Below are 23,625 nucleotides of genomic sequence, written 5' to 3'. Positions count from 1 at the left end.
CTACAACATCGACTTTGCGGTTTTGACTACGCCCTGGGCGTAACCCTCCACTTTGCCGACATATTCTTTCGCTGCATCGGTGGCGTCAGCTGCCTGATGCACGCCGCGCTTGTACACGCTCTGCGCTTCACGCGAGAGACGTTCTGCCTGATCCTTCAGGTAGTCGCTCGCATCCTGCAGATAATCTCCGGCATCGTCGATATTTCTCTTGATGCGCTTGCGGGTTTTGGCTCCGCTCTGAGGAGCAAAGAGAAGAGCAACTGAAGCTCCCAAAAGTGCCCCAATCCCAATTGCAAATCCATATCCTTTTGCGGACATACTTCCCTCCGTGCGACAAATCGCGCCTGTCTTTACTTCTGATTCCATCACGATGGCAGAGGTTGTGCGAAATATTGATCCGATCAACCGAGCCCGGCCGCTTCGCGCGCCTTCACAAAGACGCGTGTGAACATCGCTTCGTTTAATCGTCCCGTATTGGTATTGCGCAGCGATGGATGATAACTCCCTATCAGGCGCAGACCATTCGGCATGAGGTAATCCGCTCCATGGGTAAAGGTGTACGCGCTGCGACGCTTGATGACGCCTTCGCCGAGCAGGTAAGCAAGATACCCGTCCCACGCAATCTTTCCCAGGCAAACCACGACACGGAGACGCCGCAATGCGGCGAGTTCCGCGCGGAAATGCACGGCGCAGTTCCGAACCTCCTGCGGCATAGGTTTGTCTGCCGGGGGTGCGCAACGAACTACGGAGGCGATCCACGCACCTCGGAGCTTCAAGCCATCGTCGCGCGACGTCGCAAGGGGCTTAGTGGCAAACCCGAGATTGTAGAGGACGGGATACATGAAATAACCAGCGCCGTCCCCGGTGAAAGGGCGTCCGGTACGGTTGGCTCCGTGAGCTCCAGGGGCGAGGCCCACAATCAGGACGCGAGCGGTAGGATCGCCGAAACCGGGCACGGGGCGAGCCCAGTAATCCCAATCCAGATAAGCCCGCCGTTTCGTCTCTCCTATGCCGATGCAGTACGACCGAAGCCGGGGACAAAGTTCGCAGCTGACGATGTTCTGGCGGGCGGTTTCAAGTTGAGATTTGGCCTGGGCAAGCGGAGCGGGACACACAATCCCATAGTAACGCCATCTGAAGCACCAAGGTCGCGTACGGCGGATAGAAACGAGCACCCTGAAAATGCGCGCAGAAGGTAAAAGCGACCCGCAGTCGAGCGCGGAACAACCGGATCGGATTGGATCGAAACTTCTCGCCGCTCTCGTGGCGGCTTGCCTTCTGGCCGCATTTTTTCTAGGCTACCGGACCGTCCGCTACGAATCTTTCCATAAGTTCAACAAAAAGACACAGCCGTCGGAAGCAGTGGCGCCCAGACCGGGCGGCCAAGCTGCGGTGAGTCTTGTGCGCGCCCCAACGCGGAACGGCGTTTCCCCAGAATTTCTCTCAACCACCATCATGCCTGGTCTCGGCATGCAGATCCTCCAGATCACAGCGGCCTTTCCCTCAAGGGGTGAGATCGACCTGCTGAACTCCTCCAGCCTGGAAGAGGTGGCGGAGGACGCCAAGAGTCATGGACGCATCGGCGCTGCCTTTCTGGTCTACCTCGCAGACAGCGGCCATCCATCGCCGTCAGCAGCGGACGCCCTTACGCTGCAGGCAGCCGATTCGTCCGAAAATCACGGAACTCTTGATGGTGCCAACATGACCACCGTCTTCAACGCTCCCGCCCAGAGCTTGCCCGGCGGACTTCCGGCGGGCATCGAGCTGCGCACGTCGATCGTGATGAGTGGGCGTTCCATCGACATGTCGATCACCGCGAACAATAAGGGCAAGCAGGCTGTACCACTGCGACTGGGCTGTTTTCCTCATCTCGCCATCCCAAGCGGGCAGCGGGACCAGGCGCGGCTGCTCATTCCGTCTACGGACAAAAGCAGCGGCGCTGCGGCCGAAGATTTCAGCATGCCGGGTGGGAGACCGTTGAAAAGTTCGACCCTGGATGCGACATTTACTCATCTGCGCAGGGCGTTCATGGGCGATGGGCCAGAGATTGAGCTCGAAGATCCAGCGTCCGGCTATGCGCTACGTATCACGGCAATCAGTTCGTCCATTCGTTCGCTGAGGGTGCTGGCTCCTGCGAATGGGCCCTGGGTGGTCATTGCGCCTATTGCAGAGCCCGAGGCCGATCTAGCCGAAGGGGAACGCGATCGAGGCGACATCCCGCTTCTGGCTCCTGGGGAGAGCCTGCAATTCCGGATCCGACTGCAGATTGTCCCGCTGGCGACATCCATAAAGTAAGCCCCCTTCTGTTTGACCCTGCGGCCTACCGTCCGTACCATTGAAGACAAGCGATCACACGCAAAAAGTGTTGATGGAACTAACCTGGAAGGCACAGTTTTGACCCCTAACGAGACCAATGAAATGACTCCGGCAACGGAGATTGAGCAGACTGAAGTAGCCGTGCAGAACGAAACCGAGGGCGAGCACACCCACGATCACGATCATGAGCACCATCATCATCACCATGATGCTCCCGCGCTCAATCCTGAGTTGACGCGAGAGATCGTCGTGGAAGCGCCCGCCGAAGACGTTACGGCCGCCTTTGCGAAGGTGCTCAAGACCTACCAGAAGCAAGCACGCATTCCTGGCTTCCGCGCCGGCAAGGTTCCGCCGTCGATGATCCGTTCCAGGTTCGGCAAAGAACTTCGGCAGGAAGTGATGGAGAGCCTGGTTTCCGAGCGCTTCCGCACTGAGTTGGAAGCACAGAAGCTGAATCCGATTTCTCAGCCCCAAATCACCGAACTGATGCTTGTAGATGGTCAGCCGCTGCGTTTCCGCGCCTCCTTCGAAGTGCTGCCCGAGTTCGATGTCACCGGCTACGAGAGCATCAAAGCCGAAAAGGCCGATGTAACCGTCACGGACGAGGAGTATCAGGCCGAGCTGGATTATCTTCTCGATCAGCATTCGACGGTTGAGACCGTGGAAGAAGAGCGCGAGCTGCACGACGGCGACTGGGCAGAGATCGAATTCAAGGGCACGGTGAAAGACCTTGCCCAGACCGTTACGGAAGAGGGCCTTGCCTCCACCTCCGCAGAGCCGCCCATCACCGGCGACGACGTGCTCGTGGAGATTGGCGGAAAGAACACCCTTCCGGCATTCACCGAAGCTCTTCGTGGCTCCAAGGTGGGACAGGAACTAAGCGCTGAGGTTGAGTATCCCGCAGACTTCGGCGAAGCTCGCCTTGCAGGCAAGACCGTGGAGTACGACGTCACGGTGAAGGCCATCAAGAAGAAGACGCCGCCTGCACAGGATGCGGAGTTCGTTTCGCAGCTCGGCAACTACGAGAGCTGGGAAGACTTCACCACCAAGTTCCGCGAGAACGTCGAAGGGCGCAAGCGCACTTCGCTCGAGAATGCCTCCAAGGAAAAGCTGGTCGACCAACTCGTCGCAAAGTTCCAGTTCCCTGTTCCCGAGAGCTTTGTGCAGCAGCAGATCGATGCGCGCCTGGACCGTGGCCTCCGCGCTCTGGCTCAGCAGGGCATGCCGCCGGAGGAAATGCGTAAGCTCGACTTCGGACGTCTGCGCGCTGCTCAGCGTGACGAAGCCGTGAACGAGGTCAAGGCCTCGATGGTTCTCGACAAGATCGCGGAGAAGGAGAACATTACCGTCTCCGATGCCGATCTCGATCGCGAACTCTTCATTCTCTCCATCCAGTCGCGTGAGCCGGTCGAGCAGTTGCGCGAACGTCTCACGAAGGAAGGCAATCTCGCCCGCATTCGCGAACAGATGCTCCGCGAAAAAACCGGCACGGCACTCTACGAGAAGCTTTCCGCGTAGGAAGCGAATCCAATTACTGCGGCAATTGCAAAGCTACACATCAGAAAGAGGGAGACCGATGGGACTTGTACCAATGGTGATCGAGCAGACGAGTCGTGGCGAACGCGCTTACGACATTTACAGCCGTCTGCTCCGCGACAACATCATCTTCCTTGGAACGCCGATCGATGACAACATCGCGAACGTAATCATCGCGCAGTTGCTGTTTCTGTCCGGCGAAGACCCAGAGAAGGACATTCAGCTCTACATCAACTCGCCGGGTGGCAGCATCACGGCGGGTATGGCGATCTACGACACGATGCAGTACATCAAGAATGACGTCTCCACGCTCTGCATCGGTCAGGCAGCCAGCATGGGTGCCTTCCTTCTGATGGCGGGCAAGAAGGGCAAGCGCTTTGCCCTTCCGAACTCGCGCATCCTGATTCACCAGCCGCTCATCATGGGCGGCGGTATCAGCGGACAAGCTACGGAAATTGATATCCACGCTCGGGAAATTCTTCGCATCCGGGAGTTAATGAACAAGATCCAGGCAGAGCATACCGGTCAGACGCTGGAGCAGATTGAGCGCGATACCGATCGCGATTTCATTATGAATTCGGCCCAGGCAAAGGAATATGGGCTCATCGACGATATCATTACGCGTCCACGAGTCTAATTCCAGCATTTTAAGGAGAGGCGGCCCAGTATTTGGGCCGCTTTTTCCGTTTCGGCACATCCTTCCGGAAGTGCTTTTAGAGCACCCTACCGGACAATTTCACTAGTCCTGCGGGTGTAGACTTAAACTCTATTTGCGCAGGCAACGATGCCCGCGCTTCAGTTCAGGGTCAGGTCAGGAGTTCCACTTCTTATGAAGACTTCGAAGGGTACAGACGAATCACTGCGGTGCTCGTTCTGCCACAAGTCGCAGGACGCCGTAGCGAAATTGATTTCGTCGCCGTCGGATTATCCACGGGCGTACATCTGCGATGAGTGCGTAGCTGTCTGTAACTCCATCCTCGAAGACGACCGCGGCGGTGAGACGCAGGCAGGCGCACCGCCTGCCCATCTGCCCAAACCCCACGAAGTGAAGGCATTTCTGGACGAGTACGTCATCGGCCAGGAGATGACCAAGAAGAAGCTCGCCGTGGCCGTCTACAACCACTACAAGCGGATTCAGATGAATCGCACGCGCGGCAACGACGTGGAACTGGCGAAGTCGAATATTCTTCTCGTCGGCCCGACCGGCAGCGGAAAAACACTGCTCGCGCACACGCTGGCGAAGATGCTGGACGTTCCGTTTGCCATCGTCGACGCGACCACGCTCACGGAAGCAGGCTACGTTGGCGAAGATGTGGAGAACATCATCCTTAAGCTTCTGCAGGCTGCCGAAGGCGATGTCGCCCGCGCGCAAACCGGCATTATCTACATCGACGAGATCGACAAGATTGGCCGCAAGGACGAGAACCCTTCCATCACCCGCGACGTGAGCGGCGAAGGCGTGCAGCAAGCTCTTCTGAAGATCCTCGAAGGCACCGTCGCCAACGTTCCGCCCCAGGGTGGACGGAAGCATCCGCATCAGGAGTTCACCGTCGTTGATACGACGAACATTCTCTTCATCTGCGGTGGAGCGTTCGTCGGCCTGGAGAAGGTAATTGCTCGTCGTATTGGCAAAAAAGCACTCGGCTTCAAGACGCAGGGTGATCCGGACGTCATCGAAGGAGCAACGCCGATTCGCGCCCAGCGCGATAGCGAACTGCTTAGACAGGCGGAACCACAGGATCTGTTGAAGTACGGCCTGATCCCTGAGTTCGTTGGACGTCTTCCTGTTTTGGGAATCCTCGATGAACTGGATGAAGCTGCTCTGATCGACATTCTCACGCGTCCGCGCAATGCGATTCTGAAGCAGTACGCCAAGCTCTTCGAGTTCGAAGGCGTAAAGGTGACCTTCTCTTCTGAGGCGGCCCAGGCCATCGCACACGAGGCCCTGAATCGCAAGGTAGGCGCTCGTGGTCTTCGCATGATTCTGGAAGAGCTCATGCTCGACCTGATGTACACCGTTCCGACGAACAAGAAGCTGAAGGAACTGGAGATTACGGCGGAGATGGTGAAGTCTCGCAATGTGGTCATCCCCTTGCAGCCGCTTGAAAAAGCCGGATAAAACTTTGCAAACGGAAAACAAAAGTGCAACCCTGCAGGGTTGCACTTTTGTTTAAGCGGCAAATTGCGCTGTGTCAACAGACTTGCTCTCCCCTGTCCAACCTGAAGTGACAAAAGTACTGTTCCGCACGGTCCCAGGGAAACGCATTTACAATCAACTGCAAGCTCCCCACCCGTCTTATCGCACTCTGCGACCATGCACTGGGTGGGAGCGTCTAATGGGGAGACTATGACTAAGCCAGACGAAAAGCTCCTACAAGGCGAAAAGCGCAAGCTCCCCATGATGCCTATCCGCGACATGGTGATCTTCCCGCACATGATGACACCCTTCGTGGTGGGACGAGAATCCAGCGTACGTGCGCTGGAAGAAGCGCTCAGCGGCGACCGCAAGATCTTTCTCGCCACACAGCATGACGCTTCGGTGGACGAACCCAACGCAGACGACATCTATACCACCGGCACCATCGGCACCATTGTGCAGAGTGTGAAGGGGCCGGACGGAAATATCAAAGTCCTCGTCGAAGGCGTGGAGCGCGCACGGGCTCTCGACCTGAACGATGAAGACGGATTCTTTGTGGCCACCGTGCGCACAGGCGGCCTCTCTTCCGAGATGTCACCTGCCATCGAGCAGGCCATGCAGCGCGTACAGACACTCTTTGAGCAGTACGTGAAGCTACAGCAGAGCCTGAACTACGAAACAATGGTCGCCTCCGTACGCGGAGACGAGCCCGGCAAACTTGCCGACACCATCGCGGCAAACCTGCAGCTCACCATCGATGAGAAACAGCAGATCCTCGACCTCTTCGACGTCGAAGCCCGTCTCGCGCACATTGCGGATGTTCTGGACATCGCCATCGAGAAGCTGAACGTGGATCGCACTGTTCAGTCGCGTGTGAAGCGGCAGATGGAGCGCGCGCAGAAAGAGTATTACCTCAACGAAAAGATCAAAGCGATCCAGAAAGAACTCGGTCGCGGCGAGAAGAGCGAATGGGACGAGCTCAAGAAAAAAATTGAAGCTGCAGGCATGCCGAAGGACGTCGCAGACAAGGCGCATCAGGAGCTCAAGAAGCTCGAAGCCATGCCGCCGATGTCTGCTGAGTCGACTGTCTCGCGCAACTACCTCGATTGGCTGCTCGCTGTGCCGTGGAAGAAGAAGAGCAAGGAAATTCGCTCTATCGACCACGCGGAAAAGATCCTCAACGAAGATCACTACGGCTTGGAGAAGATCAAGGACCGTATCCTTGAGTTCCTCGCCGTCCGTCAGCTGGTAAAGAACCCGAAGGGTTCGATCCTCTGCTTCGTCGGACCTCCGGGCGTTGGTAAGACCTCGCTCGGCATGTCCATCGCCAAGGCCACAGGCCGCAAGTTCGTCCGCTTCTCTCTGGGCGGTGTGCGTGACGAGGCCGAGATCCGCGGACATCGTCGCACCTACATCGGCTCCCTTCCCGGTCAGATCATCCAGTCGATGAAAAAGGCTGGAACCAAGAATCCCGTCATCATGCTCGACGAGATCGACAAGATGGCTTCGGACTTCCGCGGCGATCCTGCCAGCGCGATGCTCGAAGTCCTCGATCCTGAACAGAACAGCACCTTCCAGGACCATTACCTCGACGTCGAATACGATCTCTCGCAGGTCCTCTTCGTTGCTACGGCGAACGTTCTCCACACCATCCCCGGCCCGCTACGGGATCGCATGGAGATTCTGCAGCTGCACGGCTATACCGAGATTGAAAAACTCGAGATCGCCAAGCAGTATCTGCTGAAGAAGCAGCGTGAAGCCACCGGCCTGACGGAAGAGAACATCGAGTTCACCGACGGCGCTTTGAAAGAGATCATCCGCGGCTACACGCGCGAAGCCGGCGTTCGTAACCTTGAACGCGAGATCGGCAATGTCTGCCGCAAGGTCGTACGTCGCGTCGTGAAGTCGGGCACCAAACACAAGAAGGAAGAGGTCACGGCGGAGAACATGCCGGACTTCCTCGGAACGCAGCGCTTCCGCGATTCGCAGGTGCAGGAGAAGAGCGAGATCGGCCTCGTCACGGGCCTTGCATGGACAGAGGTAGGCGGATCCATTCTGCAGACCGAAGTGCAGGTGCTGGACGGCAAAGGCAAGCTCACAACGACCGGCCAGCTGGGCGATGTGATGCAGGAGTCGGCCCAGGCAGCCCTGAGCTACATCCGCTCCCGCGCGCAGCACCTTGGGCTTCCACGCGAGTTCTACCGCAACATCGACATCCACGTACATGTACCGGAAGGCGCGATTCCCAAAGACGGCCCGTCCGCAGGCATTACGCTGGCAACCGCCCTCGCGAGTGCCCTCACCAAGATCCCCGTCCGTCGTGACGTCGCCATGACCGGCGAGATCACGCTGCGTGGCAAGGTGCTTCCGATCGGTGGATTGAAGGAGAAGCTGCTTGCGGCCCATCGTGCAGGCATCCGCGAAGCGATCCTGCCCGGGGACAACCGCAAGGACTTCGCTGAGCTTCCTGAGTTGATCAAGTCGGAGATGAAGCTGCACTTTGTGGAGCAGATGGATGAAGTGCTGAAGATCGCTCTTGAAGGAAAGCTGCCCGAACTAACAGAGGAAGTACCGCAGGCTTTGGCCGGAGCGGTTCCGCCTCCGATCGTTTCAGCCATCGTTCCTCACGCTCACCAGTAACAATCTTGAAACTAAAAAAGGCGGCCCGATGACGGGGCCGCCTTTTTCGTGCGCGTCGAACTCAGGCGCGTCTTCCAGTAAGAAAATGTGCGATGACTGAGATGACCGCGAAGATCAGCAGCAGGTGAATGAGAATACCTGCGCTCTTAAACATGACAAAACCACCAAGCCAAAGCACTACAAGAACCAAAGCAATGATCAGAAACATTTAGATCCTCCAGGGCGTACGCGCCAATCCATTCCGCCACGCCGCACGAAATAGTAAGAGGGTCGCTCCCGTACGGACGTTGCTTTGCCGAGCAATCAAAAAAAACGTCAGGCGTATTGACCGTGGCAAACTCACTTCGGCAGAACGCATCTATTTGTCGCGAAGGAGAAAACAGATGCTCATTCTGCTTATCATCCTGGTCGTTTTGATGTTTGGATCTTCCCCCATCATGCCCTATAGCCGCGACTGGGGATATTACCCGAGCGGCGGTCTGGGCCTGATCGTTTTGGTCCTACTCGTCGTGCTTCTAATGAATGGCGGTCTGCACTTCTAGTTGGGCGCAAGAAAACGGCAGCCGCGCGGGCTGCCGTTGCAGAGCCATGATGACCTAGCGAGCCCCGCCAGCGATCGACGGGATAAACATGACTTCATCCTTGTCCTGGAAGGCATAGCTCTCTCCTCCAAGAAAGCGGATGTCTTCGTCGTTGACATAGACATTGATGAACTTCCGCAGCTTGCCGTCTGCATCCTTGATATGTTCGCCGAGAACGGGGAACTTGAACTTCAAGTCCTCCACGAGCGCCGCGAGATTGATTGCGCTTGAATCGACCTGCTTGACACCGTCGGTATGCCGCTGAAACGCGGCGGGCAACATCACACGAATAGACACTTATTTTCCTCCTGCGAGCACGAGCTCGGGTTTTGCTTCTGCGGCGTAGTTCATCTCGCGCAGATATTCTTCAAAGTCGGAAAGACGCGGGCGCACTGCGCGCTGCGCTTCATACTTTCCTGCCAGGGCATCGGTCGTTTTGAGACCATTGCCCGTGATGCAGCTCACAGTGAGATCGTCGGGATGGATGCGTCCATGCGCATACAGCCGCGCCGTCACAGCTGTAGTCACACCGCCTGCAGTCTCCGTAAAGATGCCTTCGGTCTCAGCAAGCTCCTGCATGCCGCTGACGATCTCTACATCGGAGACATCTTCAGCCCAACCGCCGCTCTCGCGGATCATCTTCGCTGCCTGCGGACCGTCGGCGGGATTGCCGATCGCCAGCGAACGCGCAATCGTGTTCGGACGCTGCGGCTCGATGTGATCCAGATTGTTCTTCACGGCGTGCGAGATGGGAGAGCAACCCGTAGCCTGCGCACCGAAGAAGCGGACCGGCTTGTCTTCGACCAGGCCGAGGTAAACAAGCTCCTTGAAGGCCTTGCGGATCTTGCGGATCAGCGAACCGCCCGCCATGGGAACCACAACGTTATCCGGTAGCCGCCATCCAAGCTGCTCCGCGATCTCGTAGCCGACAGTCTTCGAACCCTCGGCATAGTAAGGCCGCAGATTGACGTTCACGAAGCCCCAGTTGTACTGGTCGGCGATCAGCGAGCAGAGACGGTTGACGTGATCGTAGTTGCCGTCGATACGGACGAGCTGTGCTCCATAGACGAGCGTATTGAGAATCTTTGCTGGCTCCAGGTCCGCCGGAACGAGGATGCAGGCCTTGATCCCCAGGCGCGCGGCCTGTGCCGCTACCGAGTTCGCCAGATTGCCCGTGGACGAGCAGCCGACCGTTGTAAATCCAAAGGCCTGCGCATTCGCCAGGGCGACACTGACAACACGGTCCTTGAACGACAGCGTCGGGAAGCAGACGGCGTCGTTCTTCACATAAAGATTATTGGCACCGATGCGCTTGCCCAGGTTCTTCGCACGAACGAGCGGCGTGAAGCCTACGGGAAGATCGGGCTCGAAGCCCTCGGGAATCGGAAGCAGGGCACGATACCGCCAGATATTCGCCGGTCCGGCTTCGATCGATTTGCGGGTAAAGAGGCTCTTCGCGGCTTCAAGATCATAGTGCACCTCAAGCGGCGTGAAGGTCTCATCGCAGATAGAGAGCGGCTGGTTGCCGAAGCTCTTTCCATCCATATTCCGAAGCTCGTACGGCGTACAGGCAGACATGCAATCCTTCTCCGAATGGAGAGAAGCGTGCCTTTGACGTACTCTTTTCTGGGATCCACGAAGGCGGCAAACGCCGGCGGCGTGGTGGAGGAAGTCAGGATTATTCGGAGGTACAGAGCTACAAAGGACGCCATGTATCCCGAATCTCATGTTCCCTGTTACCAGGAGAGAGGTGACACCGGTCCCGAGGGCCGGTTGTCGTGGCGTCAAAGGGCTCGTCCCTCAGCCACTCTTCATGAAACTCCGGGCCTGCTCTTGAACGAATCCAAGGTCAGACTGGAATGAGTTAGTTTTATCACCTTGCACCCTGCGATACAAGTCTTAGGGAAGCTCTAGGCAGGCGAGATCATGTCCTTCACGCCGGCAACAAATCGCGACGGATCAAACTCTGTCCTGAGGATCTCGTCCGGACAATCCGTCTGCATCGCCACCCGCCAGTTGCAGACGAAGGCCACCTTCTGCTCGGGCTGTGCGGTCTTGATCTCCTGGCAAAGATGCTCTGCATCGTGGATGGCCTGTTCTCCCTCAACATCCACAAGGACGAGATCGTACTGCTTGCCCCAGAAGAGATCCAGGGCGTCCTTGGCCCTTAGAGTCGAGTCGACCTCAAATCCGGAGATGCGCAGAATCTGATCACGGAGGGGCCGAAGCATCTCCCGGCTGCAGATGTGCAGGATCATCTTCGGTTTACCATTATGGGGCCCAGTACTCATGTCGCTCTCAATCCATGTCCGCTGGACGGACACATGCGTTTTTGGCCTGCCAGGAAGCCTCGTGCGCGTCCGAACTCTTTCGGAATACCTCTAATTTTATCCGATCCGGATACGGGAAGCTACGCCTGAATTCAGGCTTAGTATCCGCCTTAAAAGCAAAGAGGTGCGGCAGGTTCCACCGCACCTCTCGGGGTTCCAAAATCCTTTACGCGAGGACTTCCGCCTCGTCTTCATTGGACAGCGGATGATCCGGGATATGCATCGGCTTCACCAGCATGTCTTCTTTGCGCATCACAAGGTTTGTCGCGTTCAGGCTCGCAAGCTCAAAGCCGTGGCCATGCGTAATCGCGTCGGTCGGGCAGGCTTCTACACAATAGCCACAGAAGATGCACCGGTTGTAGTCGATGTTGTAGACCTTTGCGTAGCGTTCTGCGGAAGAGATGCGGACTTCTTCCGTGTTCTCGGCAGCTTCGATGTAAATACAGTTCGACGGGCAGGCGGCGGCGCACAAAAAGCATGCCACGCATTTTTCCAGGCCGTTTTCGTCGCGCTGCAGCTGGTGCTTGCCGCGGAACCGCTCCTGAAACTTCGCCCCACGCATGGGCCCCGGACCGTCAGGGTAGTTTTCCACCTCGGTCGGCTGCAACATCTCCTTGAAGGTGATGCTCATGCCCTTAGCGATGCCCGCAATATTTTTTACGATCGACATAGCTTGAGTATACGACGGGGGCGGTCTACGCTGAAGCCATGAAGATCTTCTGTAAAGCCATTTTGTTCCTTCTTCCTGCCTGTCTGCCTGCCCAGATGAAACACGACGCCACCCCAGCCAGCGGCATGGAAGCGATGCATCACGCCGCTCCGGTCGCCTCGACCTCCCTGACGGTCACCGGCCTGGACGGAAAGACACAGACCTACAGCTTCGAAGACCTGCGCAGCATGGCACATCTCACCGTAAAAGTGCACAACATGCACTCCAATGCGGATGAGACCTACGCGGGCGTCCCTGTAAGCGAATTGGCCAAACGTGCAGAACCAACACTCGTCACCGGCGACAAGGCCAAAATCAAGCCCCTCATGCTGGCGCTCGTCTTTGGCGGCACGGACAATTACCATGTCGTGCTGACCATGTGCGACGTAGACCCCTCCTGCCATAACGGCATGGTGATCATCGCAGACCAGCAGGACGGTAAGAGCATCGGAACCGACGGTGCCTTAAAGCTCATCGTGACGGAAGACAAGAAGCCCCAGCGCTGGGTCCGCAATCTCAACAGCATCACCCTCAAAGCCATCGACTAAGCGACATTCTGTGCCCCATTCTTTCGCGGCTTCTTGCGAAAGGGTGGGGTCGCGCGGAGCGCACAAACCAGATCTCGGAGGCTAGGTAAAAAAGCAGATCCCTTCGCTCCACTACGGGATGACAAACTGGACCTCGTGGAAGTAACTAGATCCCCAACTTGCTCCACATCGCATCCACCCGTGCCTTCACCTCGCCGGGCATCTCCAGCATCTCCGGCCAGGGCCGTGTGAATCCCTCTGCAGCCCACTTCCGCGTTGCATCAATCCCCATCTTCGAGCCGAAGTTCGGCAGGCGCGAGGCGTGGTCCAGCGAATCCACCGGCCCCAGCGTGAACTGAATGTCCCGTTCCGGATCGATATTGTTCGCCGTACGCAAAACCACCTCCGCCACATCCTGCACGTCGCAGTCTTCGTCCACTACGACGATGCACTTGGTGAACATCGCCTGTCCCATAGCCCAGATGCCAGACATTACCTTGCGGGCGTGTCCGGCGTAGCTCTTCCGGATCGACACGATCATCAGGTTATGAAAGACGCCCTCCGCAGGCAGATTCACATCGACGATCTCCGGCATGGTCAGCCTCATCAGCGGCAAGAAGATCCGCTCCACCGCCTTGCCCATCCAGGCGTCCTCCATCGGAGGCTTGCCGACGATGGTCGCCGCGTACACAGGATTTTTGCGGTGCGTAATACAGGTGACGTGAAAGACGGGATAGTCGTCCGGCATCGTGTAAAAACCGGTGTGATCGCCAAAGGGTCCTTCGCTCCGGAGTTCGCCCAGTTCGACGTAGCCCTCCAGAACGATCTCCGCGTTTGCTGGAACTTCAAGATCCACCGTCTCGCACTTCACCAGCTCTACTGGCGCCTGGCGCAGGAAACCAGCGATCAGGAACTCTTCAATTTCGGGAGGAGCAGGCACAATCGCGCTGAAGGTCATCGCCGGATCGGTTCCGATTGCCACAGCGACCTCCATCCGTTCGTTGCGGATCCTGCTCAGCGTCACGCCGGGAATACTGCTGCTATCGCCTGCAGCCGTCGTTCCGCCGGAGGTCAACGCCATGATGTTGACGCGCTCCGCATCCGTCGTCGCTGCGCCGCGTAATCTTTCGCGCAGATGCTCCGCCGCGTTCTTCTGACGCTGCCAGTGCATGCCGGTCGTGTTGCGGTCGTAGACCTGCATCCGGTACATGCCGGTATTGCGCTTGCCCGACTTCGGATCGCGCGTCATCACCAGCGGAAGCGTGATGAACGGACCACCATCGCCCGGCCAGGTCTTCAGCACAGGAAGCGCATGCAGGTTCACGGCTTCTCCGGTATGAATTACTGCCTTGCAGGAAGCGTCTTTGCGCGCGATGACCTTGGGAAAGAAACGTCCAATCTCGGCCAGCATGGGCAGCATCTTCAGCTTGTCCATCAGCGTCGCCGGCATCTCGGGCTTCAGCAGGACTTCGATGCGCTCCGCAATCGCGTCAAGTGAATCCGCCTCCAGGGCCATCTTCATGCGGCGCTCGCTGCCAAACTGGTTCATCAGGACGGTTGCGCCGGGATATCCCTTCACGTTCTCGAAGAGCAGCGCCGGGCCGCCAGCGCGCGGAGTTCCCCGCCCCATTTTGGCGGCGCGATCGGCAATCTCCGCCATCTCCAGGTTCGGATCCACTTCCGCGCGAATGCGCTTCAGTTCGCCCGCTTTTTCAAGCGCCTTGATCCACTCACGAAGGTCCCTGTACGCCACGCCCGCCTCTTTCGCGCGCGGACGAATCCGCGCAACCTCCATCGTAATCGCTCCGCTCAAATTGGGTGGAGGCAACAAATCGGCTTGATTTTTGAGCGGCGTAGAATGACAAGCATCACCCCACGAAAAGTCGTGTCAAGATAAACAAGTTTGGATGTGAGCTGCAGGTATCGACCCGAAGGCCACTCCACCAGCAACCCCACGCTATTTCAAGCAGGTTCCGCAGTGAATCTTTCTCCACGGGAGTTGCTATGCAAACCATTCTCTTTAAATGCATGTGGTGCAACCATGTTTGGCCCGTCCCGGACATTCTGGCCGACCGTGCCGCAACCTGCCCGCAATGCGCCGCCGCATCCGGTCCGGAAGGCTTTCCCTACCTCGTCCCACCGAACACCGAAGTGGGGTCGGTCGACTGATCCGGTCGAGGCGGTGGTACGCTGGCTGGAACATGATCCCAAAGCTAAAGAACGCGAGGAGAGCTCCTACTTGTCTCGCGGTTCTGCTTGCCCTTTCCAGCCGCTGGTGCGTCCCACAGACCGAAACAGCCACGCAGTCGAAACAGGAAGCGCATGCCCAGCAGCTCCAGGCCTTGGTGGGGACCATGGTTCCCAACGCAGTCCTGCACGACACCAAGGGCGCAGAGACGGCGATGTCGGCCTTTCGCGGGCACCCTGTGCTAATCGACTTCTGGGCCACGTGGTGCGAACCCTGCATGCAGGAGCTTCCCGTCATCGGCATGATCGACGAAGCCACGCAAAAGACCAAGCTGGTCATCATTGGAATCGACTGGGACAAGAACCTGAAAGACGGAACAAAGTGGCTCGATCAAAATGGCTATAACTGGGACAACTTCGGAGAAGTCGCGGAAGGTCCGAGACTGTTTGCACAGATCCTTCCGACGACCATCCTGATCGATAAGAATGGAATCATCCGTTACTACTCCGAAGGATCCACACCAGCGCTCTCGAAGGCTTTGGTCGAAGCCGTGAAAAATCTGGGACCGGAGTATGCCGCAGCGCTCAAGAACAGCGAAATTTCCTAGCTTGCTTTACAGATTGCGTCGGTACTCGCTGGGCGGCATTCCCACGAACTCACGAAACACCTTGGTGAGGTGCGCGTGGCTGGAAAAGCCGCACATGGCCGCAATATCGATCAGCGACATATTCTTCTGACGCATCATTTCTTTCGCGCGTTCCAGACGCAGTCGCAGCAGGTATCGGTGCGGCGTGCATCCCGTCGACACCCGAAACATGCGCAGAAAATGAGTTCTGCTATATCCGCTCTCCATAGCCAGAGTCTTCAGGTCCACATCGGATTGAAGCTCCTGCATGCACTCTATGACCCGACGTAGACGATGGCTTGGCAAGGCGGATACCTTGTTTACCCCATTTTTTCTTTTCCGGCTTCCGAGGTGGAGAAGCTGAATGACCATAGCATTCGCCAGATGGTCCGCATACAGTCGTCCTAACGGTCCCCCTTGATTCGCCTCGGTGCTAAGCAGTTCCATCAATCGAGCGAAGGTTGGATCGACAAAATCTCTTTGATACGAAATTTGTGCATTCGGCCACTGGTCCAGTTCTACTTTGATACCGTTTACAAATTCCGCTTCGAGAGCACACAAGATAAAGTCGCCCGGGTCTATGGAACGTGAAGCCGGAATCGTACCTGGTGGCGCAATCACCATAGCCCTCGATCGCTTGCGGTGCTTCACAATTTGTCCTCGCTCGTTGGCATACTCGCAAATTGGCGGATGTTTATCCCAGAGTGCGACGATGTATCGACCCGAAACCGTCTCCGGCCGTTCAAGCGGCTCTACACAGTGTCTCTCGGTCACGTAGCCGTTCCAATTTAACCCGCGGCTTGATGCGCTTGAGATAGAGGGTCCGCGAAGGATCGCATCGAACTCTCCTTGTGTGTTCACTTGTGCTGTCTGCATTTCCTCTCTGCTACTCCTGTCCCTTGGCAAATCCGCATATCTGGCGGATATGCCGATTTTGTCTTGTCATCTTCTATTTTTCGCACGTAAACAAATGTGTAAAAAATTACAGAAAGCGCCGATACTCACTGGGTGGTACGCCCACCACCTGGTGGAACATTCTCGAAAGATGAGCGTGACTGGAAAATCCGCAGGTGGCTGCAATATCAATCAGCGACCTATTCTTCTGACGCATCAGCTCCTTCGCGCGTTCCAACCGCAGGCCCATAAGGTATCTGTGCGGAGTGCATCCCGTCGATGCCCGAAACATGCGCAGAAAATGACTTCGACTATACCCACTCTCCGCAGCAAGAGTCTGTAGATCAAGGTCTGCCTGAAGTTCCCGCATGCGCTCGATGACTCGGTGCAGGCGAGGAAGCGGCAATACGTATGCCTTTTTTCTCTTATTCTGTTTTGTCTGGCTTCCCACATGGAGAAGCCGAATGGCCATGGCATTCGCCAGATGGTCCGCATACAGTCTTCCTAACGGTCCCCCTTGATTCGCCTCAGCACTGAGCATCTCCATCAATCGAGCAAAGGCTGAATCAGCGAAATCTCTTTGATACCGAATTTTCGTTTTCGGTCGTTGGTCTAATTCAACTTCGACACCGTTTACAAACTCTGGCTCGAGGGCACACAAAATCATGTCGCACCTACCATGGGGACGCACGGCGGGCAAGATCCCTGGCGGCGCAATCACCATAGCCTTCGGTGGTTTGCGGTATGTCAAAAATTCTCCGGGTTCATCGGCGTAGTCGCAAACCGGCGGTTTTTTGTCCCAGAGCCCAATGATATATCGATCTAAGATCGTCTCCGGCCTTTCAAATCCTTCTGCACTGTGCCTCTCGGTCACATAGCCGTTCCAATTTAGTCCGCGGCTTGATGCGCTTAAGGTCGAGGGCCCGCGAAGGATCGAATCGAACACTTCGTTTGTGTTAGGTTGTGCTGTCTGCATTTATCCTCCGCTATTCCAAGACCTTGAGGAATTCGCATATCCTGCGGAATTACCGGTTCTGTCTCGTCATCTTCTCGATTTCTCATACAAAGAGAAATGTGCCAAAAATTATAGAAGGCGACGATACTCGCTGGGCGACACTCCCACAACGTCGCGAAACACCTTGGTGAGGTGCGCGTGGCTGGAAAATCCGCAGATGACAGCAATATCGCTCAACAACCATTTTCGTTGTCGCAGCATTTCTTTTGCTCGTTCCAGTCTCAGTTGCAGCAGGTAACGGTGCGGGGTGCATCCCATGGACCCTTTGAACATGCGGAGAAAATGGCTGCGGCTATATCCACTCTCGACTGCCAAAGTTTGGAGATCGAGATCGACCTGAAGATCCTGCATGCGTTCTATAACCCGACGCAGGCGATGACTCGGCAAAACGGATACCTTGTCCGTCTTATTTTTTCTTGCCTGACTCCCCAGATGGAGAAGCTGCATGGCCAGGGCATTCGCCAGATGATCCGCATACAGTCGTCCTAACGGTCCCCCTTGATTCGCCTCGGCGCTGAGCAGTTCCATCAATCGAGCGAAGGCTGGATGAACGAAATCTCTTCGGTACAAAATTTCGGCATTCGGCCGTTGGTCCAGTTCTACTTCGACACTGTTTACAAACTCCGGTTCGAGAGCACATAAGATAAAGTCGCCCTGGCCATGAGGACGTATGGCGGGTATGATCCCGGGTGGAGCTAACACAATAGCCCTCGGTGGCTTGCGGTGCTTCACAAATTGTCCAGGCACATCGGCATACTCGCAAATTGGCGGGAGCATGGTCCAGAGCGCGACAATGTATCGATCGGAAACCGCCTCAGGCCGTTCAAACCCTTCCGCACGGTGTCTCTCGGTCACATAGCCGTTCCAATTTAATCCGCGACTGGATGCGCTTGAAATAGAGGGCCCGCGAAGGAGCGCATCGAAAACGCCGTTCGTCTTGAATTGTGCTGTCTGCATTTCTCCTCCGCTATTCCAGTACCTTGAAATCCGCATATCCGGCGGAATTACCGATTTGTCTTGTCATCTTCTCTTTTCTCATACATGGAGAAATGTGTGAAGAATTACAGAGAGCGCCGATACTCGCTGGGCGGTACGCCAACCACCTGCCGAAACATTCTCGAAAGATGAGCGTGGCTGGAAAATCCGCACAGCGCCGCGATATCAATCAGCGACATCCTCTTCTGACGCAGAAGTTCCCGCGCACGTTCCAAGCGCAGACGCAGAAGATACTGGTGAGGCGTGCATCCCATCGACTCCCGAAACATACGCAGAAAATGGGTTCGGCTGTACCCGCTCTCCGTAGCCAGAGTTTTTAGGTCCAGATCGGACTGAAGTTCCCGCATCCGTTCAATGACCCGCCTGAGACGATGTCGTGGTAAAGCCGACGCCTTGCAAAACTCCCGCCGACCTTCCTGCCTTTCAAGGAAAAGAAGCCGGATGGCCAAAGCGGTCGCCAGCTGGTCCGCATACAACCGTCCCGATAGCCCCCCTTTAGCCGCCTCGTGGCTAAGAAGTTTTGTCAATCCCGACATGGCCGGATCTAGATGAACTCTTCGGTAGAAGGGTGCCACTATGGGCTTCTGATCCAGCTCCATTTCGACATTTTTTACAAAGTCCGGTTCCAATGCGCACAAAATGAAATCGACCTGCCCCTGCGGGTGCACCGCCGGGACGATGCCCTGCGGAACAATCGTCATGGAGTTGCGCTGCCTGAAGTACGTAACAGACTCTCCATCTCCCCCGCTGTACTCACAAATCGGCACATCTTCCAGCCAAAGACAAACGACGTGGTGATCCGAAATCGTCTCTGGCCGCTCGCCAGGTCCTGCGAGATGTCTTTCCGTCAAATAGCCTCTCCAGTTCAATCTGCGGCTGGATAAACTTGACGTAGAAGGTCCGCGCAGAACGGCATCGAATTCTGTGCCTGTGTTGAGTGGAACCGTGTTCATCTCTTCCCTCCATGCTTCAGGGCCTTAAGACATCCTTATGTTCGATCGGTTGCCAATCCCTACATAGAGCGCCGATACTACCGACTCCCTTCCAGGTAGGTCCGTGTCGGGGGGGTCAAACTCGCGATGTTACGTCGATACTCACTGGGCGGCATGCCGACGATCTGGCGAAACATTTTGGAGAGGTGCGCATGACTGGAAAATCCGCACAGGGCGGCAATGTCAATCAGGGACACGCTCTTTTGACGCATCAGCTCCTTTGCACGCTCAAGACGCAGCTGCAAAAGATAGCGATGCGGTGTGCAACCGGTCGACGCACGGAACATGCGCAGAAAATGACTTCGGCTGTATCCACTCTCTGTGGCCAGTGTTTCCAGATCCAAATCGCCCCGAAGATCACGCATGCGTTCCAGGACCCGTTGCAACCGGTGACGCGGCAGAATGGATGGAGCGCGTTCTAACTTCTCCTTTTTACTTCTGCAAGGAAAAAAGAGCCAAACGGTGACCGCACTTGTAAGATGATCCGCATACAGCCCTCCCGCCGGACCTTGGGGCTCCCTGGAACTCAAAAGATGGGTCAGTTCAATCGTAGCGGCGTCTTTAAACTCCGGATGGCTGTCATCTTCTTCTATAGGGTTCACAACGTTTGATTGGGATACAACCTGCATTTCGTCGAATCGCTCTCGTTCAACGAACGTCGCAGCAGTATCTTGAGAAAACATGATGACCGGTCGCGAAGGGCGCGTGGAGGAAGCGGGCTCTACTCGTAGCAGACCCATCTCCCGGCCCGCTTCATTCTGGAATACATTCATTGCCACTCTCCTTCATCAACCCATCCGGCTGCGTCGAACGTCACCGGATAGATCGGAAACACAGGAGGTCTCTGCTCGCGCAAAAATCGCACGGGTAGAGCCTCAGTTATGAAAAAGCTTTTTATGGCGAAGAAGGTCGAACGTTCTTCGGTTTGGTATCGCTTGAAATCGGTTGCACGGACGCCCGTAACAACCCGTTAAGCCTGGGAGCAGAAGAAGGAAGGAGAGTGTACCCATCGGTACAGCGCATCCGGCACAAGTCCTGCGTCCGTAGGACGACTGAATCGAGTCAATTGTGGTGGTGGGCACTCAAAGGAAGTCAGGCATCATGCCGGCACATTCTTTACAGCACTCCGTCGTTCGCATGCACAAGCCAGAAACAGGTCATCCAAGTTCAACAGGCACTCTCTAGCCGGTGGCGAAATAAGCTGAATCAGGGTAGCTTTATCTATCCCACTTTCATCGCGTCGCTCGTTCAAGCGATACACCGGTTCAAAAATGTTATGGCACCTCAGCAGGCAAGGAAAGCTGTTTTGCCAATCGATCTATTTTTTTTCTGGGCCGATTTTCCAAGGAAGCTACAGAACATCAAAATCTCTAAAAGCCCTACATGTCCTCATAAAGACATTATTTGGCCTATGAGCAGAATGTATCAGCCATTCGTCATTAAATTGTCACGAACTTGTCGCGGCTGAAACTCATCCCTGGCTATTTCGGTGGAGGATCGCCTTCGAGAATCGTCAAATACAGCTCTCATTTAGTTTGGAGACAGCCATGGAACTCCTCCCGCACGGGCTCAGCGAACTTGAATGCCTCACGCGGTGGCAATGATGCGTCTAGGATACTTCTCCCTCCTGGTCTGCCTCTGTTTTCTTTCGGCGAGCCCATCCACACGGGCCGCCTCCACTCACCAGCATCTCTTCACAAGTACGCACCCCGCCATGGGAACCACCTATTCGCTCTTCGTCTATACGTCGGACGCGCGGCGCGCGAAGCAGCTCTCCGACGACGTCTGGGACGAGATCGATCGGATCGAAGATCTGCTCAGCAACTATCGCGAAACCAGCGAGCTTTCCCGCATTAACCACCTCGCAGCGGACGCGCCGATAACGACCGATCCTGAGACCTTTCGCTTTCTCTCCGAAGCGCAGCACTGGAGCAGCACGAGCAACGGCGCCTTCGATATCACCGTTGGAAAGTTGATGCGCGCGTGGGGTTTTTTCCGCAGCAGCGGCCACATTCCGAGCGATGCGGAACTGGCGACGGTGCGGCAGGAGACAGGATGGGAGAAGATGCGTCTCGAGCCCGAAAATCGTTCGGTCCGCTTCCTTTCACCCGGACTCGAACTGGATCCTGGCGGGATAGGCAAAGGTTTCGCGGTGAACGCAGCGGCCGCGATTCTGCGACGAGAGGGTGTGCGGTCCGCCCTGCTCTCGGCTGGAAGCAGCACTCTGTATGCGATTGGAGCGCCTCCCCATCGCACGGGCTGGCGCGTCGTGGTGCCCGATCCGGTACAGGGGAATCCGCCGCTTTCGGTGATCTTTCTACGGGATGAATCCGTCTCCAGCGCGAACTGCACGGAGAAGAACTTTATACTCAACGGCCATCTCTATTGCCACATCATGGATCCTTCGACACTACGCCCGGTCGAAGGCATGCTGCGCGTGAGTGTCATCCATCCCAACGCGACAGCAAGTGACGCTCTCTCGAACGTCGTATTCGTAAAGCGTCCCGGCGAAAGCCTGAAAGTCCTGGCGCGGAGTGCACCTCAGTCGAGAGCGATCATCGTCTCTGGTGATAGCTCGAATCCCACATGCACCGTCTTTCGCTGGACCGCAAAACTTTCGCCGCGATGTGGCCCTGCGCAACACGCCGAAATACCAACTTTGTCATCCCGCAGCGCAGCGAAGGGATCTGCTTCGAGGTATTGAACTCAGGCCTTGGAGGGTTGGGGAGTCGACGGCAGATGCACAACAAACTCGGTTCCTTCCGGTCCCGTTGCAAAATGAAGCTCTCCACCGTACTCCGTCACGATCTGGTGCGCAATGCCGAGACCAAGTCCCGTACCTACACCCGACGGCTTTGTGGTGAAAAAAGGATCGAAGATGCGCGCCTGCTTTTCGACGGGAATGCCGGTCCCGTTGTCTCGGATGCTGACGAAGATCTCTCCCTCTTCGTGCCATGTCTTCACCCCGACCTCACCACCTTCGCCCGCGGCATCGATCGCATTGTCCAGAAGGTTCGTCCACACCTGATTCAGACTGGAACCGGCGGAGTTGATTCCAGGAATCTCGTCACCAAACTCCTTCGTGAGTGAGATATTCCGTTCGCGGATCTTATGTTTCATGATGACGACCGTGGAAAAGACGCTGCGATTGATGTCCACGATCTCAGACTGGCCCTGTCCTTCGTGGGTATAGGTCTTCACCGCACCCACCAGAGCAGAAACGCGTCCAACACTCTCTTCGATTGTATCCACCATTTGCATGCTGCTCACCATCGCTTCCATCCAGGCAAGTGGCTCGCTCATGTTGGAGGCGCCGAACTGGGCCTTTAGGCACTCAAGGTCGGCCTCCGTTACGCCGCTGATGGCGAGCGTGGGAGCCATCCGCCAACCTTCTTTTACGTGATTGTCCTCCATCCATTGCGATAGCTGCTCTTCGGCATCGGACTGGTCCAGCGTGCTCATGTAAGCCACACGCTTTTTGGAGAGCGCCATCTCCTGCATCTCCCAGATGCACCTTCCCTGCTCCAGGGTATGTTCCTTTTCGGCGAAGTTCCGGGCGAGTGCGTGCATGCGATTCAGATTCTCGCGGAGTTGCGCTGCTGCCCTTCCTGCGGCCGCGCCGGGATTATTCAACTCATGCATCAGCCCGGCGGTAAGCGTGCCCAGGCTGGCAAGTTTTTCCGCACGAAGATTCATACCCTCGCGCATCGTGGCGCGCGTCGAACTGGAGCGCAACACCGCTTTTCGGATGGCGTGGCAATCCGTCATGATCTGCCAGAAACTCTCTTCATCCACAATGACAGCATGCACATCTTCGGTGGCTTCGATCGTCACAGGGCAGATAAGACCAGAGAGGAGACCGACATCTCCCACGATGCTCGGGGCCGAAGTGCGCACGTGGGTGAGTTCGGTTTTGTCTCCGTTGCTTCGATAGACACGAACGGAACCGCTCAGAGCAATGACAAATTCGTGAGAATAATCGCCTTCGCGGAGGATCGCAGAGCCCACGGGATACCTGCGGTATGGAAATTCTGCCAGTCGCGATAGTTCTGTATCAGGAACTTCCGCGAAGACATCCATGGACCGAATCTTCGAGAACTTCTCGTCCCGGTCCCAACCAACATCGTTCATTGCTTCGC

Annotated in this window: 23 protein-coding genes and 1 riboswitch; of the genes, 9 read left to right on the top strand and 14 right to left on the bottom strand. The window is 56.4% G+C overall.

The features are described 5' to 3' along the window. Both ACIPR4_RS04915 and ACIPR4_RS04910 read right to left on the bottom strand, forming a co-directional pair. Complete coding sequence (locus ACIPR4_RS04915; protein ID WP_013567552.1) at positions 1-318, bottom strand: YtxH domain-containing protein; 318 nt, start codon at positions 316-318, stop codon at positions 1-3. 83 nt (positions 319-401) lie between these two features. Then, complete coding sequence (locus ACIPR4_RS04910) at positions 402-1,115, bottom strand: uracil-DNA glycosylase (protein WP_013567551.1); 714 nt, start codon at positions 1,113-1,115, stop codon at positions 402-404. Positions 1,116-1,182: 67 nt separating this feature from the next. Between ACIPR4_RS04910 and ACIPR4_RS04905 the strand changes: the two genes are divergently transcribed. The 5 genes from ACIPR4_RS04905 to lon all read left to right on the top strand — a co-directional run bounded on the left by ACIPR4_RS04905 (position 1,183) and on the right by lon (position 8,629). Then, positions 1,183-2,295: an aldose epimerase family protein gene (locus tag ACIPR4_RS04905; RefSeq protein ID WP_013567550.1), complete on the top strand. Its 1,113-nt coding sequence runs from the start codon at positions 1,183-1,185 to the stop codon at positions 2,293-2,295. Positions 2,296-2,418: 123 nt separating this feature from the next. Then, positions 2,419-3,834 (top strand): trigger factor, encoded by a 1,416-nt coding sequence (tig, locus tag ACIPR4_RS04900; RefSeq protein WP_013567549.1) that lies wholly within the window; start codon positions 2,419-2,421, stop codon positions 3,832-3,834. A gap of 58 nt (positions 3,835-3,892) precedes the next feature. Continuing rightward, on the top strand, positions 3,893-4,489 hold the full coding sequence (gene clpP / locus ACIPR4_RS04895) for an ATP-dependent Clp endopeptidase proteolytic subunit ClpP (RefSeq protein WP_013567548.1): 597 nt from the start codon (positions 3,893-3,895) through the stop codon (positions 4,487-4,489). Positions 4,490-4,681: 192 nt separating this feature from the next. Continuing rightward, the gene (clpX, locus tag ACIPR4_RS04890; RefSeq protein WP_013567547.1) at positions 4,682-5,971 is read left to right on the top strand and encodes an ATP-dependent Clp protease ATP-binding subunit ClpX; all 1,290 of its coding nucleotides are present in this window, start codon (positions 4,682-4,684) and stop codon (positions 5,969-5,971) included. Between the two features lie 228 nt (positions 5,972-6,199). After that, positions 6,200-8,629 (top strand): endopeptidase La, encoded by a 2,430-nt coding sequence (gene lon, locus ACIPR4_RS04885; protein ID WP_041585925.1) that lies wholly within the window; start codon positions 6,200-6,202, stop codon positions 8,627-8,629. A gap of 61 nt (positions 8,630-8,690) precedes the next feature. Here the strand turns inward: lon and ACIPR4_RS22420 are convergent, their stop codons facing one another. Continuing rightward, positions 8,691-8,837 carry a lmo0937 family membrane protein gene (locus ACIPR4_RS22420; protein ID WP_013567545.1) on the bottom strand — a complete coding sequence of 49 codons (147 nt, stop codon included), beginning with the start codon at positions 8,835-8,837 and terminating at the stop codon, positions 8,691-8,693. Between the two features lie 175 nt (positions 8,838-9,012). On the opposite strand from ACIPR4_RS22420, the gene ACIPR4_RS22045 reads away from it, so the two are divergent. Then, on the top strand, positions 9,013-9,171 hold the full coding sequence (locus tag ACIPR4_RS22045) for a DUF3309 family protein (RefSeq protein ID WP_013567544.1): 159 nt from the start codon (positions 9,013-9,015) through the stop codon (positions 9,169-9,171). 54 nt (positions 9,172-9,225) lie between these two features. Here ACIPR4_RS22045 and ACIPR4_RS04880 read toward each other — a convergent pair whose 3' ends face one another. From ACIPR4_RS04880 to nuoI, 4 genes are all read right to left on the bottom strand, one after another. Beyond that, on the bottom strand, positions 9,226-9,507 hold the full coding sequence (locus tag ACIPR4_RS04880; RefSeq protein ID WP_013567543.1) for a MoaD/ThiS family protein: 282 nt from the start codon (positions 9,505-9,507) through the stop codon (positions 9,226-9,228). Then, positions 9,508-10,788: a threonine synthase gene (gene thrC / locus ACIPR4_RS04875; RefSeq protein WP_013567542.1), complete on the bottom strand. Its 1,281-nt coding sequence runs from the start codon at positions 10,786-10,788 to the stop codon at positions 9,508-9,510. It lies immediately after the preceding gene. A 143-nt stretch (positions 10,789-10,931) separates the two neighbouring features. Next, positions 10,932-11,030: riboswitch (SAM riboswitch) on the bottom strand. A gap of 90 nt (positions 11,031-11,120) precedes the next feature. Beyond that, entirely contained in the window at positions 11,121-11,501 is a 381-nt protein-coding gene (locus tag ACIPR4_RS04870) for a response regulator (RefSeq protein WP_013567541.1), read from the bottom strand. A gap of 205 nt (positions 11,502-11,706) precedes the next feature. Then, complete coding sequence (gene nuoI / locus ACIPR4_RS04865) at positions 11,707-12,210, bottom strand: NADH-quinone oxidoreductase subunit NuoI (protein ID WP_013567540.1); 504 nt, start codon at positions 12,208-12,210, stop codon at positions 11,707-11,709. A 38-nt stretch (positions 12,211-12,248) separates the two neighbouring features. Here nuoI and ACIPR4_RS04860 point away from each other — a divergent pair, with 38 nt between their 5' ends. Next, entirely contained in the window at positions 12,249-12,797 is a 549-nt protein-coding gene (locus ACIPR4_RS04860; RefSeq protein ID WP_013567539.1) for a molybdopterin-binding protein, read from the top strand. Between the two features lie 145 nt (positions 12,798-12,942). Here the strand turns inward: ACIPR4_RS04860 and ACIPR4_RS04855 are convergent, their stop codons facing one another. Continuing rightward, entirely contained in the window at positions 12,943-14,529 is a 1,587-nt protein-coding gene (locus ACIPR4_RS04855) for a UbiD family decarboxylase (RefSeq protein ID WP_041586436.1), read from the bottom strand. 601 nt (positions 14,530-15,130) lie between these two features. Between ACIPR4_RS04855 and ACIPR4_RS22675 the strand changes: the two genes are divergently transcribed. After that, positions 15,131-15,571: a TlpA family protein disulfide reductase gene (locus tag ACIPR4_RS22675; protein ID WP_187290246.1), complete on the top strand. Its 441-nt coding sequence runs from the start codon at positions 15,131-15,133 to the stop codon at positions 15,569-15,571. Positions 15,572-15,577: 6 nt separating this feature from the next. Here the strand turns inward: ACIPR4_RS22675 and ACIPR4_RS21470 are convergent, their stop codons facing one another. From ACIPR4_RS21470 to ACIPR4_RS21450, 5 genes are all read right to left on the bottom strand, one after another. Then, positions 15,578-16,465 carry a helix-turn-helix domain-containing protein gene (locus tag ACIPR4_RS21470; RefSeq protein WP_013567535.1) on the bottom strand — a complete coding sequence of 296 codons (888 nt, stop codon included), beginning with the start codon at positions 16,463-16,465 and terminating at the stop codon, positions 15,578-15,580. 106 nt (positions 16,466-16,571) lie between these two features. Then, positions 16,572-17,459, bottom strand: a complete 888-nt coding sequence (locus tag ACIPR4_RS21465) for an AraC family transcriptional regulator (RefSeq protein WP_013567534.1) — start codon at positions 17,457-17,459, stop codon at positions 16,572-16,574. Positions 17,460-17,567: 108 nt separating this feature from the next. After that, entirely contained in the window at positions 17,568-18,230 is a 663-nt protein-coding gene (locus ACIPR4_RS21460; protein WP_245536456.1) for a helix-turn-helix domain-containing protein, read from the bottom strand. Between the two features lie 329 nt (positions 18,231-18,559). Then, complete coding sequence (locus tag ACIPR4_RS21455) at positions 18,560-19,195, bottom strand: helix-turn-helix domain-containing protein (protein ID WP_245536455.1); 636 nt, start codon at positions 19,193-19,195, stop codon at positions 18,560-18,562. 329 nt (positions 19,196-19,524) lie between these two features. Further along, on the bottom strand, positions 19,525-20,259 hold the full coding sequence (locus tag ACIPR4_RS21450) for a helix-turn-helix domain-containing protein (protein ID WP_013567531.1): 735 nt from the start codon (positions 20,257-20,259) through the stop codon (positions 19,525-19,527). An 827-nt stretch (positions 20,260-21,086) separates the two neighbouring features. On the opposite strand from ACIPR4_RS21450, the gene ACIPR4_RS04820 reads away from it, so the two are divergent. Beyond that, entirely contained in the window at positions 21,087-22,190 is a 1,104-nt protein-coding gene (locus tag ACIPR4_RS04820; RefSeq protein WP_013567530.1) for an FAD:protein FMN transferase, read from the top strand. A 2-nt stretch (positions 22,191-22,192) separates the two neighbouring features. Here ACIPR4_RS04820 and ACIPR4_RS04815 read toward each other — a convergent pair whose 3' ends face one another. After that, positions 22,193-23,617, bottom strand: a complete 1,425-nt coding sequence (locus tag ACIPR4_RS04815; protein ID WP_013567529.1) for an ATP-binding protein — start codon at positions 23,615-23,617, stop codon at positions 22,193-22,195. Between the last annotated feature and the right edge of the window lie 8 nt (positions 23,618-23,625).

The organism is Terriglobus saanensis SP1PR4 (assembly GCF_000179915.2).
Classification (GTDB): Bacteria; Acidobacteriota; Terriglobia; order Terriglobales; family Acidobacteriaceae; genus Terriglobus; species Terriglobus saanensis.
The sequence above is the reverse complement of the archived record's forward strand: the minus strand, read 5'-3'. Positions and strand labels throughout refer to the sequence as shown.